Genomic DNA, 19,645 nt, shown 5'->3' on the forward strand with positions numbered 1-19,645 from the left:
TATTATATTGCAAAAACATCCAGACATAACCATACATTAATTAAATTTTCTAAAAAAAGTTTTTTTTATCTTTTCTTTGTTACCTTTGCAACCAAATTATTCTAAAATTGAAATATAAAATTAAATTTATGAAAAAGATTCTCCCCATATTAATATTAATCTTATCAATAAGCACAACAATAACAGCACAGATTCCGGAAAATATTAAGAGGCATTATACCAATTCTTTTGATGTTTTCACGATCATTTCAACAAACAAACCGGAAAATTTTAACCCACGTGCTATTAATCAGGGATTCAGACTTTCTGCTTCTTATGTTATTCCTTTCGGAAAATCTAATTTCTCATTTAGTATAGGCGCGGGTATCAGTTTTCAAAATTATTATATTGATGCTTTACCGAAAGATATGTTACCTTCATCATTGCAATTGGAAGGAATGGGTGATAATTTTTATTTCTTAAAAATAGATTCTATAACTGACCCCTCGATAACTTATTCTCGTAACAAAATGACCTTAACATACATAGATATTCCTTTCGAATTTAGATATTGCGGTAATAAAGGTTTTAAAGTTTCTGTAGGAGCAAAAATCGACTTTCTTATAAATTCATATTTTAAATTTAAAGGAACTGATTACTTATATGGAACCGAAGGGGATATTAAAATCAAGAAATATAATTTAGATCATTTATCGGCTTTTCAAATCGGACCTATTGTTCGAATCGGTTGGAAATGGTTCAATGCTTATGCAACATACTCGTTAACACCGGTCTATGATGCCGGCGCCGGAAGTAAATTAAACCCTATTACTGTAGGAATATCATTTACTCCTGAATATTAAAACCTGTATAACACTCCCTGACACAGTACACAAAGTCAATATTTAGAAATTATGAAAATTCTTTATAATTTGCAATATTAGTATAATTTATTGTATCCTTATCCTATCAAATAAAATGTAGAATATTATTTACAAACTCCTTTTATTTAATATTTAAATCCCAAAGCAATAAGCACAAACAAGATACTTATCAGTGTTTCCAAACAATAGTTAATGGCAAGTGATTTATTTTTAATAATTTGTGCCCATCCGATAATTCCAAAAAGAAATATCAGAATGAACAGAAACAACTGATTCGAAGCCAATCCGTTTTTCATAAACCAAATATACAAAGCAATAATTTCTCCTATTCCAATTGCATAAAAATTAATTTTAGCAAATATTGATACGAGTCCGCATAAAAAAATAAACATCGCATTCCACATAAAGAACAAAATCATTATCCACGGCAGGTTAATTCCTGTGAAAGAACGACTTATAGCGAAAAAAACCACTGCCATCATACAAGCAAACATTCCTGTCCACAATTTCTTATTTTCTTCCGATGGAACATAAATCCGTGCTTTCTTTATCGCAAAAAAACATAGACATGGAATTATTATCGATACTAAAATCATAAACAACAAAACATATAATTTAATGTTTGCATTTATTACATTGGAAGTGTATATATTACAATAAAAGAACAGAATAATAATATAAGTAGGAATACAAAGCGGATGGAAAATTGTATTTATAACTGATGCGATATTTTTTTCAAACACCGACATATTATATTTGTTTGCGTAATCTTGCTACAGGAATATTTAGCTGCTGGCGGTACTTAGCTACAGTTCTTCTGGCGATGGGATAACCTTTTTTATTCAAATATTCCATAAGCTCATCATCGGTCATCGGCTTATTTTTATCTTCATTATTAACGCACTCTTGCATTATAGCTTTTATTTCTCTAGTAGAAACTTCTTCTCCGGAATCATTTTCCATTGCTTCCGAAAAGAAATATTTCAAAAGAAATGTGCCATAAGGTGTCCTAACATATTTGCTATTAATAACTCTAGATACAGTTGAAATATTCATTTCGATTTTATCAGCTATATCTTTAAGAACCATCGGCTTAAGCTTGATTTCATCTCCGGTAACAAAAAAATCATACTGCAACTCAATAATTGTTTGCATTGTATTCATCAAAGTTTTTTGTCTTTGATTGATTAAATCTATGAAAGTTTTTCCCGATTCGATTTTTTGTTTGATATATGCAACGGCCTCTTTTTTAGACTCTTCAGAAGAATTATTAAGATTTCGGAGCATTGAAATATAGCTATTCTTAATTTTTAATTCGGGAACATTCTGAGATGTTAAACTAAGTACAGGTTCCCCATCAACAATATTAACAATAAAATCTGGAATAATATAACCGATAGTTTTTGCCGTTTCACTCATCGAGTTACCCGGTTTCGGATTTAATTTCAAAATAACTTTTTCAGCATCTTTTAACTGTTCTTCGTTAATCTTTAATTTTGAAAGAATTTTATTGTAATGTTTTTTTGTAAATTCATCAATGCATTTTTCAATAATTGCCGTTGCCAAGACAACATTTTCATCTTGCGGCAACCTCTTCAATTGAATCAACAAACATTCTTGAAGATTTCTTGCTCCTACTCCCGGCGGATCCAAGGTCTGAATCTTAGACAAAACCATTTCAATTTCTTTCGTCGAAACTTCAATCCCTTCCGTTGTAATCAAATCATCAGACAAAAAAGTCAAATCACGATTAAGATATCCTGATTCATTCAGATTACCAATAATGTACTCGGCAACTATATATTGCTCACTGTCAAGATCAAGCATCAATATTTGCTCTTGAAGAAAATCTAAAAAACTTTTCCTTGAGGCAATCGGAATTTCCTTCCGTTCATCATCTTTACTTACATTATTAGTATATAACTTATAAGCAGGAATTTCATCGTCATCATCGCTGATATAATCTTCAAAGGAAAATTCATTATCGGAATCGGTTTCATCACTCTCATAATCACTTGCTTCATCATATTCATCATTTGTCGCAGAAGCTTCGCCTTCTTCATAATCATCAGTCGTTCCAATATCACTAACATCTTCTAAAACCGGATTTTCCTCAATCTCTTCTTTGATTCTTTGTTCAAGTGCCATAACTGGCAGTTGCAACAATTTCATCAACTGAATTTGCTGTGGCGAAAGTTTTTGTTGTTGTTTTAATTGAAGTTTTTGATTTAACATGATTTTGATCTTTTAAAATTCAGCATTGCCGGGCGTACGCGGAAAAGCAATAACATCACGAATATTGCTCATTCCCGTTACAAAAAGTAACAGACGTTCGAAGCCGAGTCCGAAACCACTATGTTCAACGGTTCCGAATTTTCGGGTATCCAAGTACCAAGACATTTCTTTTTCGGGGACACCCATTTCTTTCATGCGTGTCAACAACTTATCATAATCGGCTTCCCTTTCGGAACCGCCTATAATCTCACCAATCTGAGGAAATAAAACATCCATAGCTCTAACCGTCTTGCCGTCATCATTCTGTTTCATATAGAAAGCCTTAATATCTTTAGGATAATCCGTAAGAATCACCGGTTTTTTAAAATGATATTCAACAAGATATCTTTCGTGTTCCGATTGAAGATCAACACCCCAACCATCGACGGGGTATTTAAATTTTTTCTTTTTATTATGATTTGAATTTTTCAGGATATCTATTGCTTCGCTATATTTAATACGAACAAAATCGTTAGCCAATACAAATTCCAATTTTTCAATCAGTTGCATCGCCGAACGTTCGTTTTGAGGTTTATCTTTTTCCTCATTAACCTGTCTGTCGTTCAAAAATCTCAGATCATCTGCACAATTATCTAAAGCATATTTAACTAAATACTTAAGCATTTCTTCCGCAAGATCCATATTATCATTGATATCACAGAAAGCCATTTCCGGCTCAACCATCCAAAATTCTGCCAGGTGCCTTGCTGTATTCGAATTCTCAGCTCTGAAAGTCGGACCGAAAGTATAGATCTCCGATAAAGCCATTGCAGCAAGTTCTCCTTCGAGTTGACCGGAAACTGTCAGGCTTGTTTCTTTTTCGAAGAAATCTTTAGAATAATCTATCATTCCCAAATCGTTTTTCGGTAAATCAAGAAGATCCAGAGTAGTAACTCTAAACATTTCACCGGCACCTTCACAGTCGGAAGCCGTAATTATCGGAGTATTAATATAAAAGAATCCTTTATCATTAAAAAATTTATGAATTGCATAAGCCATCGCATGGCGAATTCTGAAAACAGCTCCGAAAATATTTGTTCTAAATCTCAAATGTGCTATCTCTCTAAGAAATTCCAAAGAATGTTTTTTCGGTTGTAGAGGATATAACTCCGGATCAGCAAAACCTGTTACTTCTAATTTTTCAGATATAAGTTCGCCGGCTTGTTTATCTCCTTGTGATTTAACCCATTTACCAATACACGAAATTGATGAACCAACCGAACATTTCGATATTAACTCATCATCCGGATCATTAATAACTATTTGTAAATTATTTATGGTAGATCCGTCGTTCACTGCTAAGAAAGCAACATTTTTACTCACTCTTTTATTTCGAATCCAACCCTTTACAACAACTATAGAGTTATAATCTTCGTTTACCAACAAATCAACAATCTTAATTCTTTTAGTTTTACTCATATTAAAAATACATTTTTGCAAAGATAATTCTTTTAATGGAGAATGTAAAACAGAGAATAGAGAATTTTCATTTTAATTTTTTTTAAAATATTTATGACTAAAAGTTTGCTTTAATAATTTTTTTTTCAGTTCTTTGCTAAATTAAAAGAGCAGCCGAAAACTTTATAGAGTAGGCAAAACTAAAATTACTATTTATGGCACGTACTTTTTTTAAAACTGTAAAAAATTCTATTAAGAATTGGTATCTTGCATTAATCGCAGGTATTGTACTCATTGCATTAGGGATCTGGGTTCTATTTACTCCGTCTGAAGCCTATGTATCTTTAGCAATTCTCTTCAGCATTTCGTTTCTCATTATCGGTATTATTGACATTGTATTTTCAATTTCCAATAAGGATGAAATAGACGGTTGGGGTTGGACTTTAGCCTCCGGAATATTGGGTGTGATTTTAGGTATAATCCTGATGATTCATCCGGTAATTTCTTTTACAACACTACCGCTTTTCGTCGGATTTTTAATCGTCTTCAGATCAATTTATTTAATCGGTCTTTCAATAGATCTCCGTCAATACAGAATTAGTGGTTGGGGATATTTACTGGCATTGAGTATTATTACATTAATCTTAGGTATTATTCTATTATTCAATCCGATGTTATCAGCATTAACACTTGTTGTTTTTACAGGCGTTGGTTTTATTGTAATGGGTATATATGCAATTTACGCTTCTATAAAACTTAAGAAGTTGAAAAATAAGATTGACAAAGCAATAGAAATCGAAAAATAAACTCGAAAAAATAAAAAAGCCTCTTAAATTAAGAGGCTTTTTTATTTCATGAAAGTAAAAACAATTGAATATTTTTTCCTATCTTTGTCCGATTAAAATCGAAAAATTTGCATGCATGTAGAATTATTAACTTAGATATTGAGTGTTATGGTTGAAACTCTAAAATTTGGAACATTAAAATGGCACAATATTCCAAATCCTATTGACGATGATATTGATTTTTTACTTGATGAATTTCACTTCCATCCTCTCGCTATCGAAGATTGTATGAGCTCTACAAATCAGAGACCTAAGATAGATGTCTATGATGATTATTATTTTCTAATATTACATTTCCCTTATTTAGACAAACAAAATAAATTTTTACGCATACGTGAAGTGAAAATTTTTTGGGGAGAAAATTATATAATAACTATAGGAAAGGCGCATTGGACAGTACTTGAAATGTTTGAAGAAGCGAAACAATCGACTCTTTCTGAAGATAATAATGAAGATTTTATGTTCGGTTCTTCCGATCAATTACTATATAGAATTATGCAGAAAATGATGGAAGAAACCTATAAACTTGTAAGACGCATTGGAATAGGAATTGATTATATTAATACCGAAATGTTTGATAACAAGGCTGATAGATCTATCGAAAATATTTCAATATCAAGAAAAAATGTAATTCTTCTAAATACGACTTTCAAACCTCAAGTACGATTATTCCATAAGTTCGAATCCGGGGAAATAAAAGGTTATGCCGATAATATGGAAGAATACTGGAGTAATATTCTCGATTACGTTCAAAAGATTTGGGATATGACTGAAGATTTCGGCGAATTAATTGAAAGTTTATCCAAAACATTTGACTCTATGCAGGCAAACAGAACTAATGAAATAATTAAGATTCTCACATTTTTCTCTTCCGTACTTTTGCCTTTAACATTTATTACCGGTTTATACGGAATGAATGTTAACCTGCCTTTCGGTGAATCCAGAAATGCGTTTATATTATTAATTGGCGTAATGATAGTTACTATTGTCGGAATGCTTTTATTTTTTAAAAGGAAACGTTGGTTATAAAATGTATAATTCTATAGATCAATATAATATTCAGGAATTTTCTTCTTGGAGCCCTTCTTTTGATAAGAAATTGATAATTGCCGGACCTTGTTCTGCCGAAAGCGAAAAACAAGTTCTTAATACAGCCGAAGCAATTGTAAATGATATAAATATATTTCGCGTAGGAATATGGAAAGCGCGTACACAACCTAAAACTTTTACAGGAATAGGTAAATCCGGACTGAAATGGTTGAAAAAAGTTGAAGAACTTTTCAACATTCCGACGATGATTGAGGTATTATCTCCCGAACATGTGAAATATGCTCTTGATCATAATATAAAGTATGTTTGGCTCGGCGCAAGAACAACCGTAAATCCTTATTTAACAGAAGAAATAGCCTTAGCTCTTGCGGGTAGTGATATGCGGGTTTTTATAAAAAACCCTATGGTTCCTGATATTTCTTTATGGATGGGAGCAATCGAACGTATTAATAACGCAGGAATAAACAAAATAGCAGCTATACACCGCGGATTTCAATCAATGTATTCCGCGCCTTATAGAAACGAACCCATTTGGGAAATACCTATCAAATTAAAATGTATGTTCCCATCGTTACCTATACTTTGCGACCCAAGTCATATTGCCGGTAAAACCGAATATATAGAAGAAATTGTCAATAAGGCTTTATCCTTAGATATGTCGGGATTAATGATCGAGACACACATTTCACCTAAAGATGCCCTTTCCGATAGAGCACAACAATTATCTCCGGGTGAATTACACGAACTTCTAAAATCTATTGATTCGTCACAAAATAATATTATAAATTCCGGTATAGGACAAATTGACGAATCCGTAAGACAAATAGAAACTCTAAGAAAATTAATAGACTCTCTTGATGAAAGTATGTTGAAAACAATTTCGCAACGTTTAAAAGCCGTAGAAGAAATAGGAAAACTAAAAAAAGATATCAATATTCCTGCTCTACAAGTTTCAAGATGGAAAGAAATAATAGAAAATAGAATTAATATAGGCAACAATCTGAACCTACCGGAAAAATTTGTTGAAAAGTTAATGGAAATAATTCATTATGAAGCTTTAAAACGACAGTAACATCAATTACTCCACTCAAAGCTTTCTACAAAAACTTCAATATCCTCCTTAATAAATTTGATAATCGGGGCAACCGAATCATTATTAGGTACGTGATCAAAATAAAGCGCTCCTCGCAAAAAATTATTAACACTATCCGTAAGATAAAATTGGAAAGGAGTTGCCGCATCATTACCTTCAATGCTGATATATAATCCGTAAACTTTATATTCAGGCTTCACAATAACCGAATAATTAATAGCCGAAGCTTTCTGCATATGATTAAAGGCAAGCTTTCGAGCATCTTCTATATATTGGTTTAATGGAAGTAACATTTTATGATAAGAAAGATATATAGTTGCATCTAAACTTCTCATAACCATATTATACCATTCCGCATCATCTATCGTATCTTGAACTGTAATAATCTGTGCATAATCAGGTATAAGGGCAGTAAAAGGATAATCTCCCTTTAACTCCACATATTCTCTTTCAGGAAGATCTATTCTAAAATAACCGAAAGGCTTTGGAGCAGGTGTTTTATTACACGCTGCTCCAATTAATGAAACACTCAGTATAGAAATTACCAATTTTATTTTATTAGAAAGGCAGGTCATCATCGGCACTTGTTGGTGGTTCAAGATTAACTTTAATATCGGAAAAATCTTGTGGAGGCATGCTTTGTGGTTGCGATTGCGCTGAATCGAGTTTATCAAGCATTATTATAGATTCCGCTTCAATTTCCGTAAATCTTTTTTCTACACCCTCTTGTTCGTATGTTCTGGTTCTTATTCTACCTTCTACATAAACTTTATCTCCTTTGTGAAGATATTTTTCCGCAATTTCGGCTAATCCGCGCCATGCAATTACATTATGCCATTCCGTATGGCTTATTTTATCGCCGTTTTTATTCTTATAATCTTCATTAGTAGCAATAGAGAATCTAGCATTTTTCCATGATTCAGAGGTTCTAATTTCGGGATCTCTTCCTAAATTTCCAATTAGGAAAACTTTGTTTAATGAATTTGCCATAGTAATAATTTTTAATTAACAAAAGTAATAATTTTATCGAATATATTCTATAATAGAATTGTTGAAAAAGATCAAATGTTACCTAATATTAATAAAGAAAATTCAAAAATAAAGTCATTTTTTTGCAATAAGTTTAATTTTGAATGAATTAAATCATTTTTTTTTCGAAAAAACCCATTGTTATTAATAAAATTAATTAACTTTGCAAATCGAAAATTTAATTATTAATTCATTTAATTATAAACAACTAAATTAACAAAACTATGACAAAAGCAGAAATCGTAGCTGAAATAGCTAGTAAAACTGGTATCGAAAAAAATGCAGTTCAAGACACTGTTGAAAAATTCATGGAAACTGTAAAAAAATCTTTGGAAAAAGGTGAAAACGTTTATTTAAGAGGTTTTGGCAGCTTCATCATTAAAGAAAGAAAAGCTAAAACAGGAAGAAATATTTCTAAAAATGTTCCTATTCAAATCCCTGCTCATAAAATTCCTGCTTTCAAACCAGCTAAATCTTTCGTTAATACTATTAAAACAAAAGTAAAATAATTTTAAATAAAATAGTATGCCTAGCGGAAAAAAACGTAAAAGACACAAAATGTCTACTCATAAACGTAAAAAACGTTTACGCAAAAATAGACATAAAAAGAAATAATGTGTTTAATTTTAATTTATGAAAAATCTATCGATGGTCTATAAAGACTTTAATCATCGATAGATTTTTCATTTTAAATATTGAAGTTGTGAATAGAGAACTTGTCATAAGAAAACAGAATAGAGATATTGACATTGCTCTGCTGGAGGAAAAACAACTTGTTGAACTACATAAAGACAGGACAGACAGCAGTTTTTCTACCGGAGATATTCTATTGGCAAGAGTTAAAAAGATTTCACCGGGCTTAAATGCAGCATTCCTTGACATTGGACATGACAAAGGAGGTTTTTTATTATATATGAACCTCGGTGCCAATATAAAGAGTTTGCTGAAATTTACCAAACAAGTTAATGATCCGACATTAAAAGAACCTCTCAAGGTTGAAGATTTTAAATTAGAATCCGAAATCGATAAAACAGGAAAGATTTCTTCTGTACTTCAACCTAATCAGTATCTTCTTGTTCAAATAATTAAAGAGGCTATCAACACAAAAGGACCAAGAGTATCAAGCGAAATATCACTCGCCGGAAGATATATGGTCCTTATTCCGTTTTCAAATAAAATATCCGTATCACAAAAAATTAAGAACGCCGAAGAACGTGAACGTTTAAAGTTATTGATTAAAAGTATCAGACCTAAAAACTTTGGTGTAATCATAAGAACTATTGCCGAAAATAAAATGGTTGCCGATCTTTATTCGGATATGGCAGACCTTAAGGCAAAGTGGGACAAAATTGCAAGTAAACTTAAAACTGCAAAACCTCCAACTCTACTAATGAGCGAGGCGGATAGAGCTAATGTCATTTTGAGAGATCTTTTAAATGAATCTTTCAACAGCATTCAAGTCAATGATACCGGAATATATGAGGAAATTAAATTAAATTTAAAACATATTGCACCAGACCAACTTGATATAGTAAAGTTATATAAAGGTAAAGGCGATATTTTTACTTTCTTCGGTATTGATAAGCAGATAAAAAGCTCTTTTGGTAAAATTACTACAATTAAAGGCGGAATATATTTGATTATTGAAAAAACGGAAGCCCTACATGTTATTGATGTTAATTCCGGCTCACGTATAAATTCAAATGCAGATGGCCCCTCAGAAGAAAATATCTTAAACATAAATCTGGAAGCGTGCAAAGAAGTTGCACGACAATTACGTTTAAGAGATTTAGGTGGCATTATTGTTGTTGATTTTATAGACATGCATTCTGCAATAAACAGAAAGAAATTGTTCGAATGTCTTAAAACCGAGATGGCTAAGGATAAAGCCAAACATACAATATTACCTCAATCTAAATTCGGATTAATTCAAATAACCAGACAAAGAGTACGCCCTGAAATCTCAATTGAAACTCTTGAAAAGTGTCCGTCGTGTAACGGACAAGGAGTAATTAAATCTTCTATTCTACTTGAAAACGATATTGAAGATACATTAAAATATCTTGTTCAAGAACAAAACGAAAAACATTTGAACCTTGGCGTTCACCCTTACGTGTATGCCTATCTCACAAAAGGATTTTATTCTATTAGAAAGAAATGGCAAAAGAAGTATAAAATCAAATTGAAAATATTGTCTATGCCTGATTTTAGCTTCTTAGATTACAGATTTTTCAATAATTTAATGGAAGAAATAAACTTATAGTTATGAAAGAAATTGTTCTTAGCGGAATTAGACCTACCGGACCGTTACATTTAGGAAACTATATGGGTGCGGTTACTAATTTTGTAAAAATGCAGGAAAGCAATAAATGCTACTTTTTTGTAGCTGATTATCATTCGTTAACGACTCATCCGCTTGCCGAACATCTGCATGAAAACATTAAACAGGTTTTAGCAGAATACCTAGCTGCAGGCATTGATCCTGAAAAATCTACATTATATATTCAAAGCGATTTACCTGAAACCGCTGAACTTTATTTGTTTCTAAATATGAATGCATATGTTGGTGAACTTGAAAGAACAACAACATATAAAGACAAAAAAAGCAAGCAATTAAATAATATAAACGCCGGATTATTAACATATCCGACCTTAATGGCTGCGGATATATTAATACATCGTGCAACAAAGGTTCCTGTCGGGAAAGACCAGGAACAACATCTTGAAATGGCACGTACTTTCGGAAATCGTTTTAATAGAATGTATAATTATGACCTTTTTCCTGAACCTACTGCATATAATTTCGGACAGGAACTTGTAAAGATTCCCGGATTAGATGGCAGTGGAAAAATGGGAAAATCGGAAGGAGAAAATAATTGTTTGTTACTTTCCGATTCGCCTGAAGCTTTGAAGAAGAAGATTATGAAAGCTCTTACTGATAGCGGCCCTACTCAGATGAATCAGGACAAACCTGTTTATATAGAGAATTTATTCACTATACTCAAAGCTGTCGGATCGTTGGATACTGTACAATATTTTGAAGATCAGTGGAATAATTGCACAATAAAATACGGTGATTTCAAAAAACAGATTTTTGAAGATGTAAATAAATTCTTAACTCCCATTCGGGAACGCATTCAAGATATTCGGGCTAATGAAGATTATTTGGCAAAAGTTGCAAAACAAGGCGCCGAGCAAGCTCGTGAAAGTGCAAACGCAACGATGAAAGAGGTTAGAAGGTTGATTGGGATAAAGTCGTTGTTTTAGTTCTAACATATAGTTTTGAACATTTCAATGTTCAAAAAATGTAATATCTCTAAAAGTGAGAAATATTACCGATAAGAAAATAAATTCTAATTGGTAAGGTTTCTCGCTTTTTTATTTACCAACAGTAAGCCATCTACTTTTTAAATATTCATTTTTCATTTTTAACTAATTGAAATTAGACTTAATATAATCTTTTATTCCAAAGTTCTTCTTAATCTTTTCCTTGTTTAACGGCGTCTCGGTTAAATTAACTTTCAACTCCTGTTTTTCAAAAATAAACTTCTCAATAAAAGTCAAAATTTCATAATAATTATCGGTCATGGGAGTACCTGCAATAGCGTGGTCTTTATCTTCCGCGATATAAAAATAATACGGGAAATTATTTTTATCATATTTCTTTGCAATGTATTTTGAGCCGAAAAAGCCGTATTTTCCGAGTTTTATTCTATTAAACGGAACGTTTTTATCCGCATCTCCATGAAACATCTGGATAGGCGCAGGAATATCATTCCATTTCAAATGTCCTTTACTACTAAAGATAGCTCCTGCAAATGAAATTACTCCGGAATATTTAAAATCTTTCGGTAAAATATTAGTTATTTCGGAACGATTACAGAGTTCGTACTCCGCTTGTAGAACCGTAATTCCTCCAGCACTCGAACCGGAAATAATAATTTGTTCCGGATTTATTTTCCACTCTTCTTTATTCTGCAAAATATAACTTGTTGCAGAATAAAGATCTTCTACAGCCATAAGAATAGTATTTTCAAAAATATTCAACATCTCTTTTACCTTTATATCATCTCGCCCTTCCAATCTTTTCAATCCCAAGCGATAATCTATTGCAACGACTACAAATCCCTGTTCGGCAAAAAAATCATAGAATTCCTTGTAATATTTTGCATCCCGCGTACCAGTATAAAAGGCGCCGCCGAAAGCAAACATTAAGCAGGGTTTAATTTCATTAGAAGGAATATGATACTTATCAAGTTTAAGCGTATCATTCTCCTTAATTGCGAATATATAAGTTTCTTTTACAACCTCACTTTGAGCAAATAAAATTTGATTAAAGATGAAAAAACTTAATATTAATAAGCTAAATTTATTTTTAAGAATATTCATGATAAATTATATTTTATGATATAGAATTATTTAACAACCTAATCTTAAACTTCGTTTATAAAAAATGTCACCTTATAGTTTCGCAAAAATAATATTTTTTATTAAAATACTATCGGATTTTATCCTCACAAAATAAAATTAAATTAATTATAAAATTCTTTTTTAAGTAGATTCCTGTTAATTTAAAAATTAATATTCAGAATAAATTGATTTATGTTATTTCGTCTTTACATAAAAAATTTAATCACTGAGATAATCAATCATATTTTTCACAGTTATTTTTTTCTCAAATTTATCATTAAATTTTGTTTATTAACATTCATTAAGGTTTCTGAGCGTATTTTTAACAAAAAAGATTTTTAATTATATTTTCTCAGGCAATAACTGTTAATATAAACATCTGACAACAACACATTTATTTACAAGAATATCTATAATAGTTAATTTTATGGAGTGTTAATCGACTCATTCTATCTTCTTTTTTATTGTTGTACTTTTGTAAAAATTAATCAACTTTTATTTAAAATTTAATTTTATGAAAAAAGTAAAAATTTTATTAGTGTTTTTTACGCTATTTATGATTTCCGGTATGACATACGGACAAAATTACGTTTCAACTAATGTTAAAATAATCTGCCCGGAGACAACTATAGCAACTGTTACTGTTGGATATACCTTAGATCTTAGTGTTACCGGAAAACTACATCTGGAAACAAAAGAAATTGACGTTAGATATGGTGATCTTAATTACATGGCACATGTAGGAAGTGATTTCTTTTGGGTAAATTCTAATGCGGTAAGGGTTACAATTACCGTAATTACAGATTCAGGAAGATATTCCCAACAGATTTTTAACAATGCTATACAAAATGTAACATTTGATTTTAGATAAAAAATCATTAATCAATTAAAACTATTATTTATGAAAAATTTTAAAGTTTTAAGTACATTTTTATTAATGCTTTTCGTATCATCAATTGCAATTGGACAAACAACTCCTCTTACTACTTTTGTGCAGGATACACCAGAATTATTCAAACATTTCTCAGGTTCAGAAGTTGTAGTTAATGTTGAATGGTTTGGAGTAACCGGTTCGGTTAAAAGAACAGTTACTACGACAGTTGCCGGTATTACGGCGGGAATAGATGTTATACAAATATTTAATTCAAGTAATTTTTCATTACCAGTTACACAAACTCATATTTATGTTGAATTTACAAAAGAGATTCATTCAACAAAATACCGATTATACGTTCCTTATGCGATAAGATCTATTGATCCCATACCTTGGTTGATTGAAGAGAAATAAAAATCTTAAATTAAGGAAATATATTACACACATGAACACTTATTAATGCCCTCATAATGAGGGCATTTTTTATACGATTCAATATAATACTTTGTTTAATTTATGTTCTCAAACAATATAAACAAAATCTCGTACTTGCTATTCTATAATTCGCACCGTTTATGGGTAATATTTGTTATGAGTTGTGTAAATATTTAACTCGCAACAATCACATGATAAAGAATTAACTGAAAATATTCTTTGTAGCCCCACCCGGAGTTGTAAAAAAGTAATAATTATAAATTAAATTATTAAACAAAAATTTGTTTAATAATTTAATTATTTTTACATTTGTGAACTATTAACCAATAAAAAAATATTATGAAAAAGATCAAACTCCTAGGAGCATTAATCATTATGCTATTTATCTCAACTAATGTCCTAGGACAAACTATTCCTGTTACTACTTTTGTTCAAGACACACCTTTTCTTCTATCATCGGAGAGCTACAATGATGCCATGGCAGCTCCGGCTGATGTGAGAGTTGAATGGGTAGGCACAAATGGATATGTAGCTAAAACACCAACTCTTTGGACTACTGTAGGTGCATTAGCTGTTGGAGTTAATATTTCATCGACAGCAACTAAAATTCCTAGCGGTTTTTATCCTATAGTAGAAACAAGGGTAATTGTTGGATACGACAATGAAAAACATTTAGGAGTTTATCCGGGGTTAGCAACTGTAATGAGCAGGACATTACACCCAATTTATTGGACTGTTTATTATTAATAAATAAGCTATTATATTAATCAAAAGCCCTCAAAACGAGCACTTTTGTTGGAAAAGGGAGTGAGAACTTCTAGAAGAAAAAAATAAACAAACAAAATAAAGAACTATGGAAACAGATTTTTTACAAAAAGAGAATAAGAAAACAACAGCAGCAACGAGAAATTCAAATTTGCCATTTTGGGAATGGTTTAAAACTGACAAAGGAGACTTGTTTTTAGCCTACGCAGCCATATTGGTGCCAATTGTTCTATGGTTATTGTCATTTATTTCTGATAAATTAGGTAGCGTGATGATAGAAATAGATTATTGGGCTTTGATTTTTGATATTATTCATATCCTATTTATTACTTGGGTAATAATTGAATTAGCAAGGATAACTATTGCTCGAAACGGTAAAGAGAAAAACAAATTGCATAATTATGTTAGAAATACATTTAGCAGTAATAGTATGTTGGGAAATTTTGATAAAGATACACTATCGAAATCATGTGAAACAATATTCAGACAGTTTTATTTGGCGTGGATGTTTGTTTGGGTTTTATGGTTTTTAATGTATTTTTTCTCTTTTTTTAGTAACCTTTCTGTTGTAACTGGTATTGAAAAGTCAATTAATGCACAGAATTTTGATAGATTTTATGAGGCTACTCATATTTTTCTAAACCTATTAAATAGCATAGCTTTTTTTTATATTTATTTTACCATATCAGCGTCAAGTGTCAAAAGTACTATGATAGATAAGAGTACGAGTTTGTCTAGAAATGGATTAATTTTTATTATTATTTTCTCATTAATAATCATTACTGCAGAAGCTTTTACATGTCATTTACACGCCCCATTGTATTACTATTTTCAATTTGGTATAAAATTATCTGTTGCTATTTTTGCAACTATTGCTCTAGTAGCAGTAATTGGTAAATTGAACAGTTCTTTTCTTAAAATACCTACATTTATAGTTTTCTGTTTGTTTTTTATGCCGCTATTCAAATGGTTTATCCTTTTTTATTTGACAATAGTTTATTTGAACCAATTAGTAATAAAGAATCTCCTTATTCTCATAGTATTGCAACTGGTAATCTTGAAGTCCTTTATAATATATATGTTTACACCTCGTTAATATTATCTTTTTTCGCTCTTTTTGGTAAAGTGGTCTTATTTATCTTTATAAAATGGATGTTGCAGTCTAATAGGTTTTTATTTTTTGTATTACACAAATCAAATAGCTTGCGAGAATCAGATAGATTATTTAAGGAGTTTGCACAGGCAATGGAATGTGAAACGGAAAATGCAACAGAAAGTAATTAGTCACTAAATATTATAGAGTACAATTCGGTAAAAAAATGTTAAAAGTGTTAAAATACTACATTTTCTCGTAAAAAATGATTTCTTTTGCAAAAAAGTAACTGAAAACATTAAATATAGAAATGATTATTACATTTGCTGATACTAAGCGGTGTGAATGCTATAAAAATTTTTTAGAAGAGCCGGAAAACAGATCATATCAAAAAAAGTTCTGCAAGTTTTATCCTATAGAAATAAAATCACAGGCAGTAAGAGTGCATAATAGACTTAAAGAAGTCAACAATATTGGTGAATATAATGCGTTATACAAAAGTAATAATTGCTTTGAAAAAGTAGTCGGTCAAAGCAAAAATGAAAACTTAGCAATAAAAGTTCGGATTAATGACGCTTACAGAAAATTTGTGAATCCGATGTTAATTACTAAAAACGAAGATAATTTAGATACAGATGAATTTATTCTTGTAAAGAATTGCGACAATCAGTTTAATCAAATTAATAAGATACATGTTTTTGATATAAACAAACATGATTATAGCATATTAAGAAAATAATATCATGAGTAAAGTTACTACAAAGCCAGAAGTATTTAATTCAATAGATTTATTCAATACCGTAGGAATGGAGATTGAAGAAATTGTTGATGCTCATAATAGAGATAAAGAAGCATTATTAGATATATTATCTTGGTCAGATTTTGGGTCAATAACTAAAGTTAAAACTAAAGAATTAAAAATATTATCAGATTATCTTGAATTAGGCGAGGTTTTAATAAACTTTTTAACAAGATTTCAAAAAGACTATGCTATACAGGAAAAAAAATCAAAAAAGAGTTTTAAGGATGCTAAATCAAAGTTTCATAAACTTAAAGATATACAAAACTTATTAAACAATGAGTTTAATGAAGGAATAGATCAATTAGATGATATTATTGATTTCTTTGGTGTAGAATCTATAGATGATATATTTAATTTTCAATATAATTCTCCTCACGCCATGTTTAAAGAGCAAGTTAACTCTGAATGTAATTTAATTAATTTACATGGATGGTTAAGGAGAGGCGAATTAGAGTTTAAAAAAAATGAAAATCTTTCAACATACAATAAATATGCTAATGGATTGGATTGAAAGCAATGAATGGGGGAAAGAGGTTCAAAAAATTAAATATTTTAAAAATTTGCCTAATTTGTTTAGTGAGTTTGGAGTTGCACTTGTCTATGTTAAATATTTGCCTAAAACTGTGTATGGTGCAATCAGATGGATCGACGGAAATCCATTAATACAAATATCAGATAGAAATAAAAGTTTAGCAGTATGTTGGGTTACTTTGTTTCATGAAATAGGTCATGCTATTTTACATGAAAATGAAGAAATTTTTGATTTAGATATTGATACTACAAAAACAAACAAGAATAACAAAGAGATAGAAGCAAATAAATTTTCTTATGAATATTTATTTAATGGTGATAAATTAAGAAAAGAGATTTTTGCTAAAATATCTAATAGGGAATGTATTTCTCCTAAAGAATTAAGTGAGAAATATGATGTAGATGAATTATTTGTTGGATATTGGCTTAATAAAATTCGTTATTCTAATTCTAATTATAAATATATTACTATACAATTCTGATTAAAGTATTTATTGTATTTCTAATTCTTCCACTTCAACAAATCCAAAACTTTCCTGTTAGCTTCCCAAATCAATGAAAAATCTTTCTTGATATAAATATCCGTTATTTTCATGATACTTGTACACGCAGTACAAACAATACAAGATAATTCGTCTCAAAATCTAATAAAAAACAAATTCATTATCAGAAAATTTCATATTTGTTGAAAAATGTTGAGTTTTCTGAGTCAATTAAAAAAAGTGATACTTAAACTATCGAATCTCATTATCGAAATTGCGGATTATATTTTTTCATATCCTGAGAAAAAAATTTCAGATAACATTTCAGTATTTTGCAGTAAATTTCAGAAAACCGAACGAACTATTAATAGATACATCAAAAAAGCCAAAGAATACAATACTACACGCCTACAGAAGCAAGAAAAGATAAAAGACGAGGTATTGACTGAGGAGACATTTAAGAGTGATTTTCCCTATAGAATTGTTGTCAAAAGTTAACATTCAAAATTGTTTTTTTCTTAAACCATTAAGAAGAGTGAGGATTTAATAGATTTATTGAACTCCATAAAAGAAAAGGTAAAAAAATCATTAAATCTCTTGCAATATAAATTGCATTATCTTATCTTTGTAATTCCTAAAACATACAAATTATGATTATAATAAAAACATTATAGCCCTTTGTCGGTGCCGGTAGTGGAAACACCCGGAGCGTATGTATGTACGCAGGACACCGTAACAGAGGGTTTTTTATTTAAATTAACTTATCATGGAAAAAGAAATTAAAGGAAAGGTCAAAGAAACGAGCTTTACGACAATTCAAATTGAGTGTTCAAATGCTCATTCTATCCCTCTGTTTAAGGATTATCTCAAAGTTATACAAGAACACTTTGATATTAAAAAAAACGCTAAAAACACGGCTTATGCCTTTATTTTAAGCAAAGGACTATTTAATGACTTCAAGGATTTTTCAAAAGAAGTAAGAAAGGCAAATCTAAACCCAGATGCTTTATGTTTAGATATTCTTGAAACTACTAATCAAAATTAATTTATTATGAGAACAGAAGTAAAAGAAAATTCCCAAAGCAACTATTTTCAAACGGTATTTGAAAAATTCTTATCCGATAACATTGAAAAATATCCTGGTACTAGCTTAAGTTGTTTTGCCACCGAGATGAAGATAAGACGAGATATAGCATTCTCATTAAGTTGGGTACATTTTGACGGCGTTAAATGGATAGAGACTATTAACAGAGCAATAACAAGACTTGTTAATGAAAAGGACAAAGAAGATATTAAACGATTTTCTGAAATGATAAATCTTATTACCAAAATAATTTATTACCACGATAATATTAATAATATGCACGGTGATTATAAATATTTATTTGAACAAGCCGATAAGCAACTTGAATAACTCCGATGAGGTATTTTTATAAAAAAGTCTTATCTTTGTGCTGAAAATCCTCAATAGATGAGGTATTTTTAAATGCACCTTACGCCTTAGAAAATTTACTTTTAAGGCGTTTTTTTATTATTGTCGTGCAATTGTTGTGCAAATTTAAACACACAAAATCCTAATCAATTAATAAACAGTTCTATAATTTTATCTTTCGTAGCCCCACCAGGAATCGAACCTGGATTTAAAGTTTAGGAAACTTCCGTTCTATCCGTTGAACTATGGAGCCTAATTTCGAATTGCAA

23 protein-coding genes and 1 tRNA gene are annotated in these 19,645 nt (G+C 30.5%); 17 read left to right on the forward strand and 7 right to left on the reverse strand.

The window, feature by feature from the left end:
- Positions 1–128: 128 nt before the first annotated feature.
- Positions 129–842, forward strand: coding sequence for a PorT family protein (locus LBP67_00085; GenBank protein ID MDR2083385.1), 714 nt, complete (start codon positions 129–131; stop codon positions 840–842).
- Positions 843–988: 146 nt separating this feature from the next.
- Here LBP67_00085 and LBP67_00090 read toward each other — a convergent pair whose 3' ends face one another.
- From LBP67_00090 to asnS, 3 genes are read right to left on the reverse strand one after another with little or no spacing between them, the layout of a single operon-like run.
- Entirely contained in the window at positions 989–1,612 is a 624-nt protein-coding gene (locus LBP67_00090; GenBank protein MDR2083386.1) for a hypothetical protein, read from the reverse strand.
- 1 nt (position 1,613) lies between these two features.
- A complete protein-coding gene (rpoN, locus tag LBP67_00095) occupies positions 1,614–3,098 on the reverse strand; it encodes an RNA polymerase factor sigma-54 (GenBank protein ID MDR2083387.1) in 1,485 nt (494 codons plus the stop codon).
- A gap of 12 nt (positions 3,099–3,110) precedes the next feature.
- Positions 3,111–4,556, reverse strand: coding sequence for an asparagine--tRNA ligase (gene asnS, locus LBP67_00100; GenBank protein MDR2083388.1), 1,446 nt, complete (start codon positions 4,554–4,556; stop codon positions 3,111–3,113).
- A gap of 194 nt (positions 4,557–4,750) precedes the next feature.
- Here asnS and LBP67_00105 point away from each other — a divergent pair, with 194 nt between their 5' ends.
- From LBP67_00105 to LBP67_00115, 3 genes are all read left to right on the forward strand, one after another.
- A complete protein-coding gene (locus LBP67_00105; GenBank protein MDR2083389.1) occupies positions 4,751–5,341 on the forward strand; it encodes a DUF308 domain-containing protein in 591 nt (196 codons plus the stop codon).
- 147 nt (positions 5,342–5,488) lie between these two features.
- Positions 5,489–6,409, forward strand: a complete 921-nt coding sequence (locus tag LBP67_00110) for a magnesium transporter CorA family protein (GenBank protein MDR2083390.1) — start codon at positions 5,489–5,491, stop codon at positions 6,407–6,409.
- A 1-nt stretch (position 6,410) separates the two neighbouring features.
- Entirely contained in the window at positions 6,411–7,502 is a 1,092-nt protein-coding gene (locus tag LBP67_00115) for a bifunctional 3-deoxy-7-phosphoheptulonate synthase/chorismate mutase type II (protein ID MDR2083391.1), read from the forward strand.
- A 2-nt stretch (positions 7,503–7,504) separates the two neighbouring features.
- On the opposite strand, the gene LBP67_00120 is transcribed toward LBP67_00115, so the two are convergent.
- Both LBP67_00120 and ssb read right to left on the reverse strand, forming a co-directional pair.
- Positions 7,505–8,101 carry a hypothetical protein gene (locus LBP67_00120; GenBank protein MDR2083392.1) on the reverse strand — a complete coding sequence of 199 codons (597 nt, stop codon included), beginning with the start codon at positions 8,099–8,101 and terminating at the stop codon, positions 7,505–7,507.
- Positions 8,082–8,513: a single-stranded DNA-binding protein gene (gene ssb, locus LBP67_00125; protein MDR2083393.1), complete on the reverse strand. Its 432-nt coding sequence runs from the start codon at positions 8,511–8,513 to the stop codon at positions 8,082–8,084. Before ssb ends, LBP67_00120 begins: the two co-directional genes overlap by 20 nt.
- A 263-nt stretch (positions 8,514–8,776) precedes the next feature.
- Here ssb and LBP67_00130 point away from each other — a divergent pair, with 263 nt between their 5' ends.
- The 3 genes from LBP67_00130 (at position 8,777) to trpS (ending at position 11,819) form a co-directional block, all read left to right on the forward strand.
- On the forward strand, positions 8,777–9,061 hold the full coding sequence (locus tag LBP67_00130; protein ID MDR2083394.1) for an integration host factor subunit beta: 285 nt from the start codon (positions 8,777–8,779) through the stop codon (positions 9,059–9,061).
- 194 nt (positions 9,062–9,255) lie between these two features.
- Positions 9,256–10,815, forward strand: coding sequence for an Rne/Rng family ribonuclease (locus LBP67_00135; GenBank protein ID MDR2083395.1), 1,560 nt, complete (start codon positions 9,256–9,258; stop codon positions 10,813–10,815).
- 2 nt (positions 10,816–10,817) lie between these two features.
- Positions 10,818–11,819, forward strand: coding sequence for a tryptophan--tRNA ligase (gene trpS, locus LBP67_00140; GenBank protein MDR2083396.1), 1,002 nt, complete (start codon positions 10,818–10,820; stop codon positions 11,817–11,819).
- 165 nt (positions 11,820–11,984) lie between these two features.
- Here trpS and LBP67_00145 read toward each other — a convergent pair whose 3' ends face one another.
- Positions 11,985–12,941 carry an alpha/beta hydrolase gene (locus LBP67_00145; protein MDR2083397.1) on the reverse strand — a complete coding sequence of 319 codons (957 nt, stop codon included), beginning with the start codon at positions 12,939–12,941 and terminating at the stop codon, positions 11,985–11,987.
- A 535-nt stretch (positions 12,942–13,476) separates the two neighbouring features.
- On the opposite strand from LBP67_00145, the gene LBP67_00150 reads away from it, so the two are divergent.
- The 10 genes from LBP67_00150 to LBP67_00195 all read left to right on the forward strand — a co-directional run bounded on the left by LBP67_00150 (position 13,477) and on the right by LBP67_00195 (position 19,358).
- Positions 13,477–13,833 carry a hypothetical protein gene (locus LBP67_00150; protein MDR2083398.1) on the forward strand — a complete coding sequence of 119 codons (357 nt, stop codon included), beginning with the start codon at positions 13,477–13,479 and terminating at the stop codon, positions 13,831–13,833.
- A 30-nt stretch (positions 13,834–13,863) separates the two neighbouring features.
- A complete protein-coding gene (locus tag LBP67_00155; GenBank protein ID MDR2083399.1) occupies positions 13,864–14,250 on the forward strand; it encodes a hypothetical protein in 387 nt (128 codons plus the stop codon).
- 396 nt (positions 14,251–14,646) lie between these two features.
- Complete coding sequence (locus LBP67_00160; GenBank protein MDR2083400.1) at positions 14,647–15,018, forward strand: hypothetical protein; 372 nt, start codon at positions 14,647–14,649, stop codon at positions 15,016–15,018.
- A gap of 106 nt (positions 15,019–15,124) precedes the next feature.
- A complete protein-coding gene (locus LBP67_00165) occupies positions 15,125–16,132 on the forward strand; it encodes a hypothetical protein (GenBank protein MDR2083401.1) in 1,008 nt (335 codons plus the stop codon).
- Positions 16,133–16,439: 307 nt separating this feature from the next.
- A complete protein-coding gene (locus LBP67_00170; protein MDR2083402.1) occupies positions 16,440–16,868 on the forward strand; it encodes a hypothetical protein in 429 nt (142 codons plus the stop codon).
- 4 nt (positions 16,869–16,872) lie between these two features.
- Positions 16,873–17,442 (forward strand): hypothetical protein, encoded by a 570-nt coding sequence (locus LBP67_00175; protein MDR2083403.1) that lies wholly within the window; start codon positions 16,873–16,875, stop codon positions 17,440–17,442.
- Positions 17,429–17,944, forward strand: coding sequence for an ImmA/IrrE family metallo-endopeptidase (locus LBP67_00180; GenBank protein MDR2083404.1), 516 nt, complete (start codon positions 17,429–17,431; stop codon positions 17,942–17,944). The genes LBP67_00175 and LBP67_00180 overlap by 14 nt, the downstream gene beginning before the upstream one ends.
- Positions 17,945–18,184: 240 nt before the next feature.
- The gene (locus LBP67_00185) at positions 18,185–18,442 is read left to right on the forward strand and encodes a hypothetical protein (GenBank protein MDR2083405.1); all 258 of its coding nucleotides are present in this window, start codon (positions 18,185–18,187) and stop codon (positions 18,440–18,442) included.
- A gap of 268 nt (positions 18,443–18,710) precedes the next feature.
- Positions 18,711–18,989 carry a hypothetical protein gene (locus LBP67_00190; GenBank protein MDR2083406.1) on the forward strand — a complete coding sequence of 93 codons (279 nt, stop codon included), beginning with the start codon at positions 18,711–18,713 and terminating at the stop codon, positions 18,987–18,989.
- A gap of 6 nt (positions 18,990–18,995) precedes the next feature.
- A complete protein-coding gene (locus LBP67_00195; protein ID MDR2083407.1) occupies positions 18,996–19,358 on the forward strand; it encodes a hypothetical protein in 363 nt (120 codons plus the stop codon).
- A 199-nt stretch (positions 19,359–19,557) separates the two neighbouring features.
- On the opposite strand, the gene LBP67_00200 is transcribed toward LBP67_00195, so the two are convergent.
- Positions 19,558–19,629 (reverse strand) — tRNA-Arg (locus LBP67_00200).
- Positions 19,630–19,645: the final 16 nt, after the last annotated feature.

This window comes from Bacteroidales bacterium (genome assembly GCA_031276035.1).
Classification (GTDB): Bacteria; Bacteroidota; Bacteroidia; order Bacteroidales; family BM520; genus RGIG7150.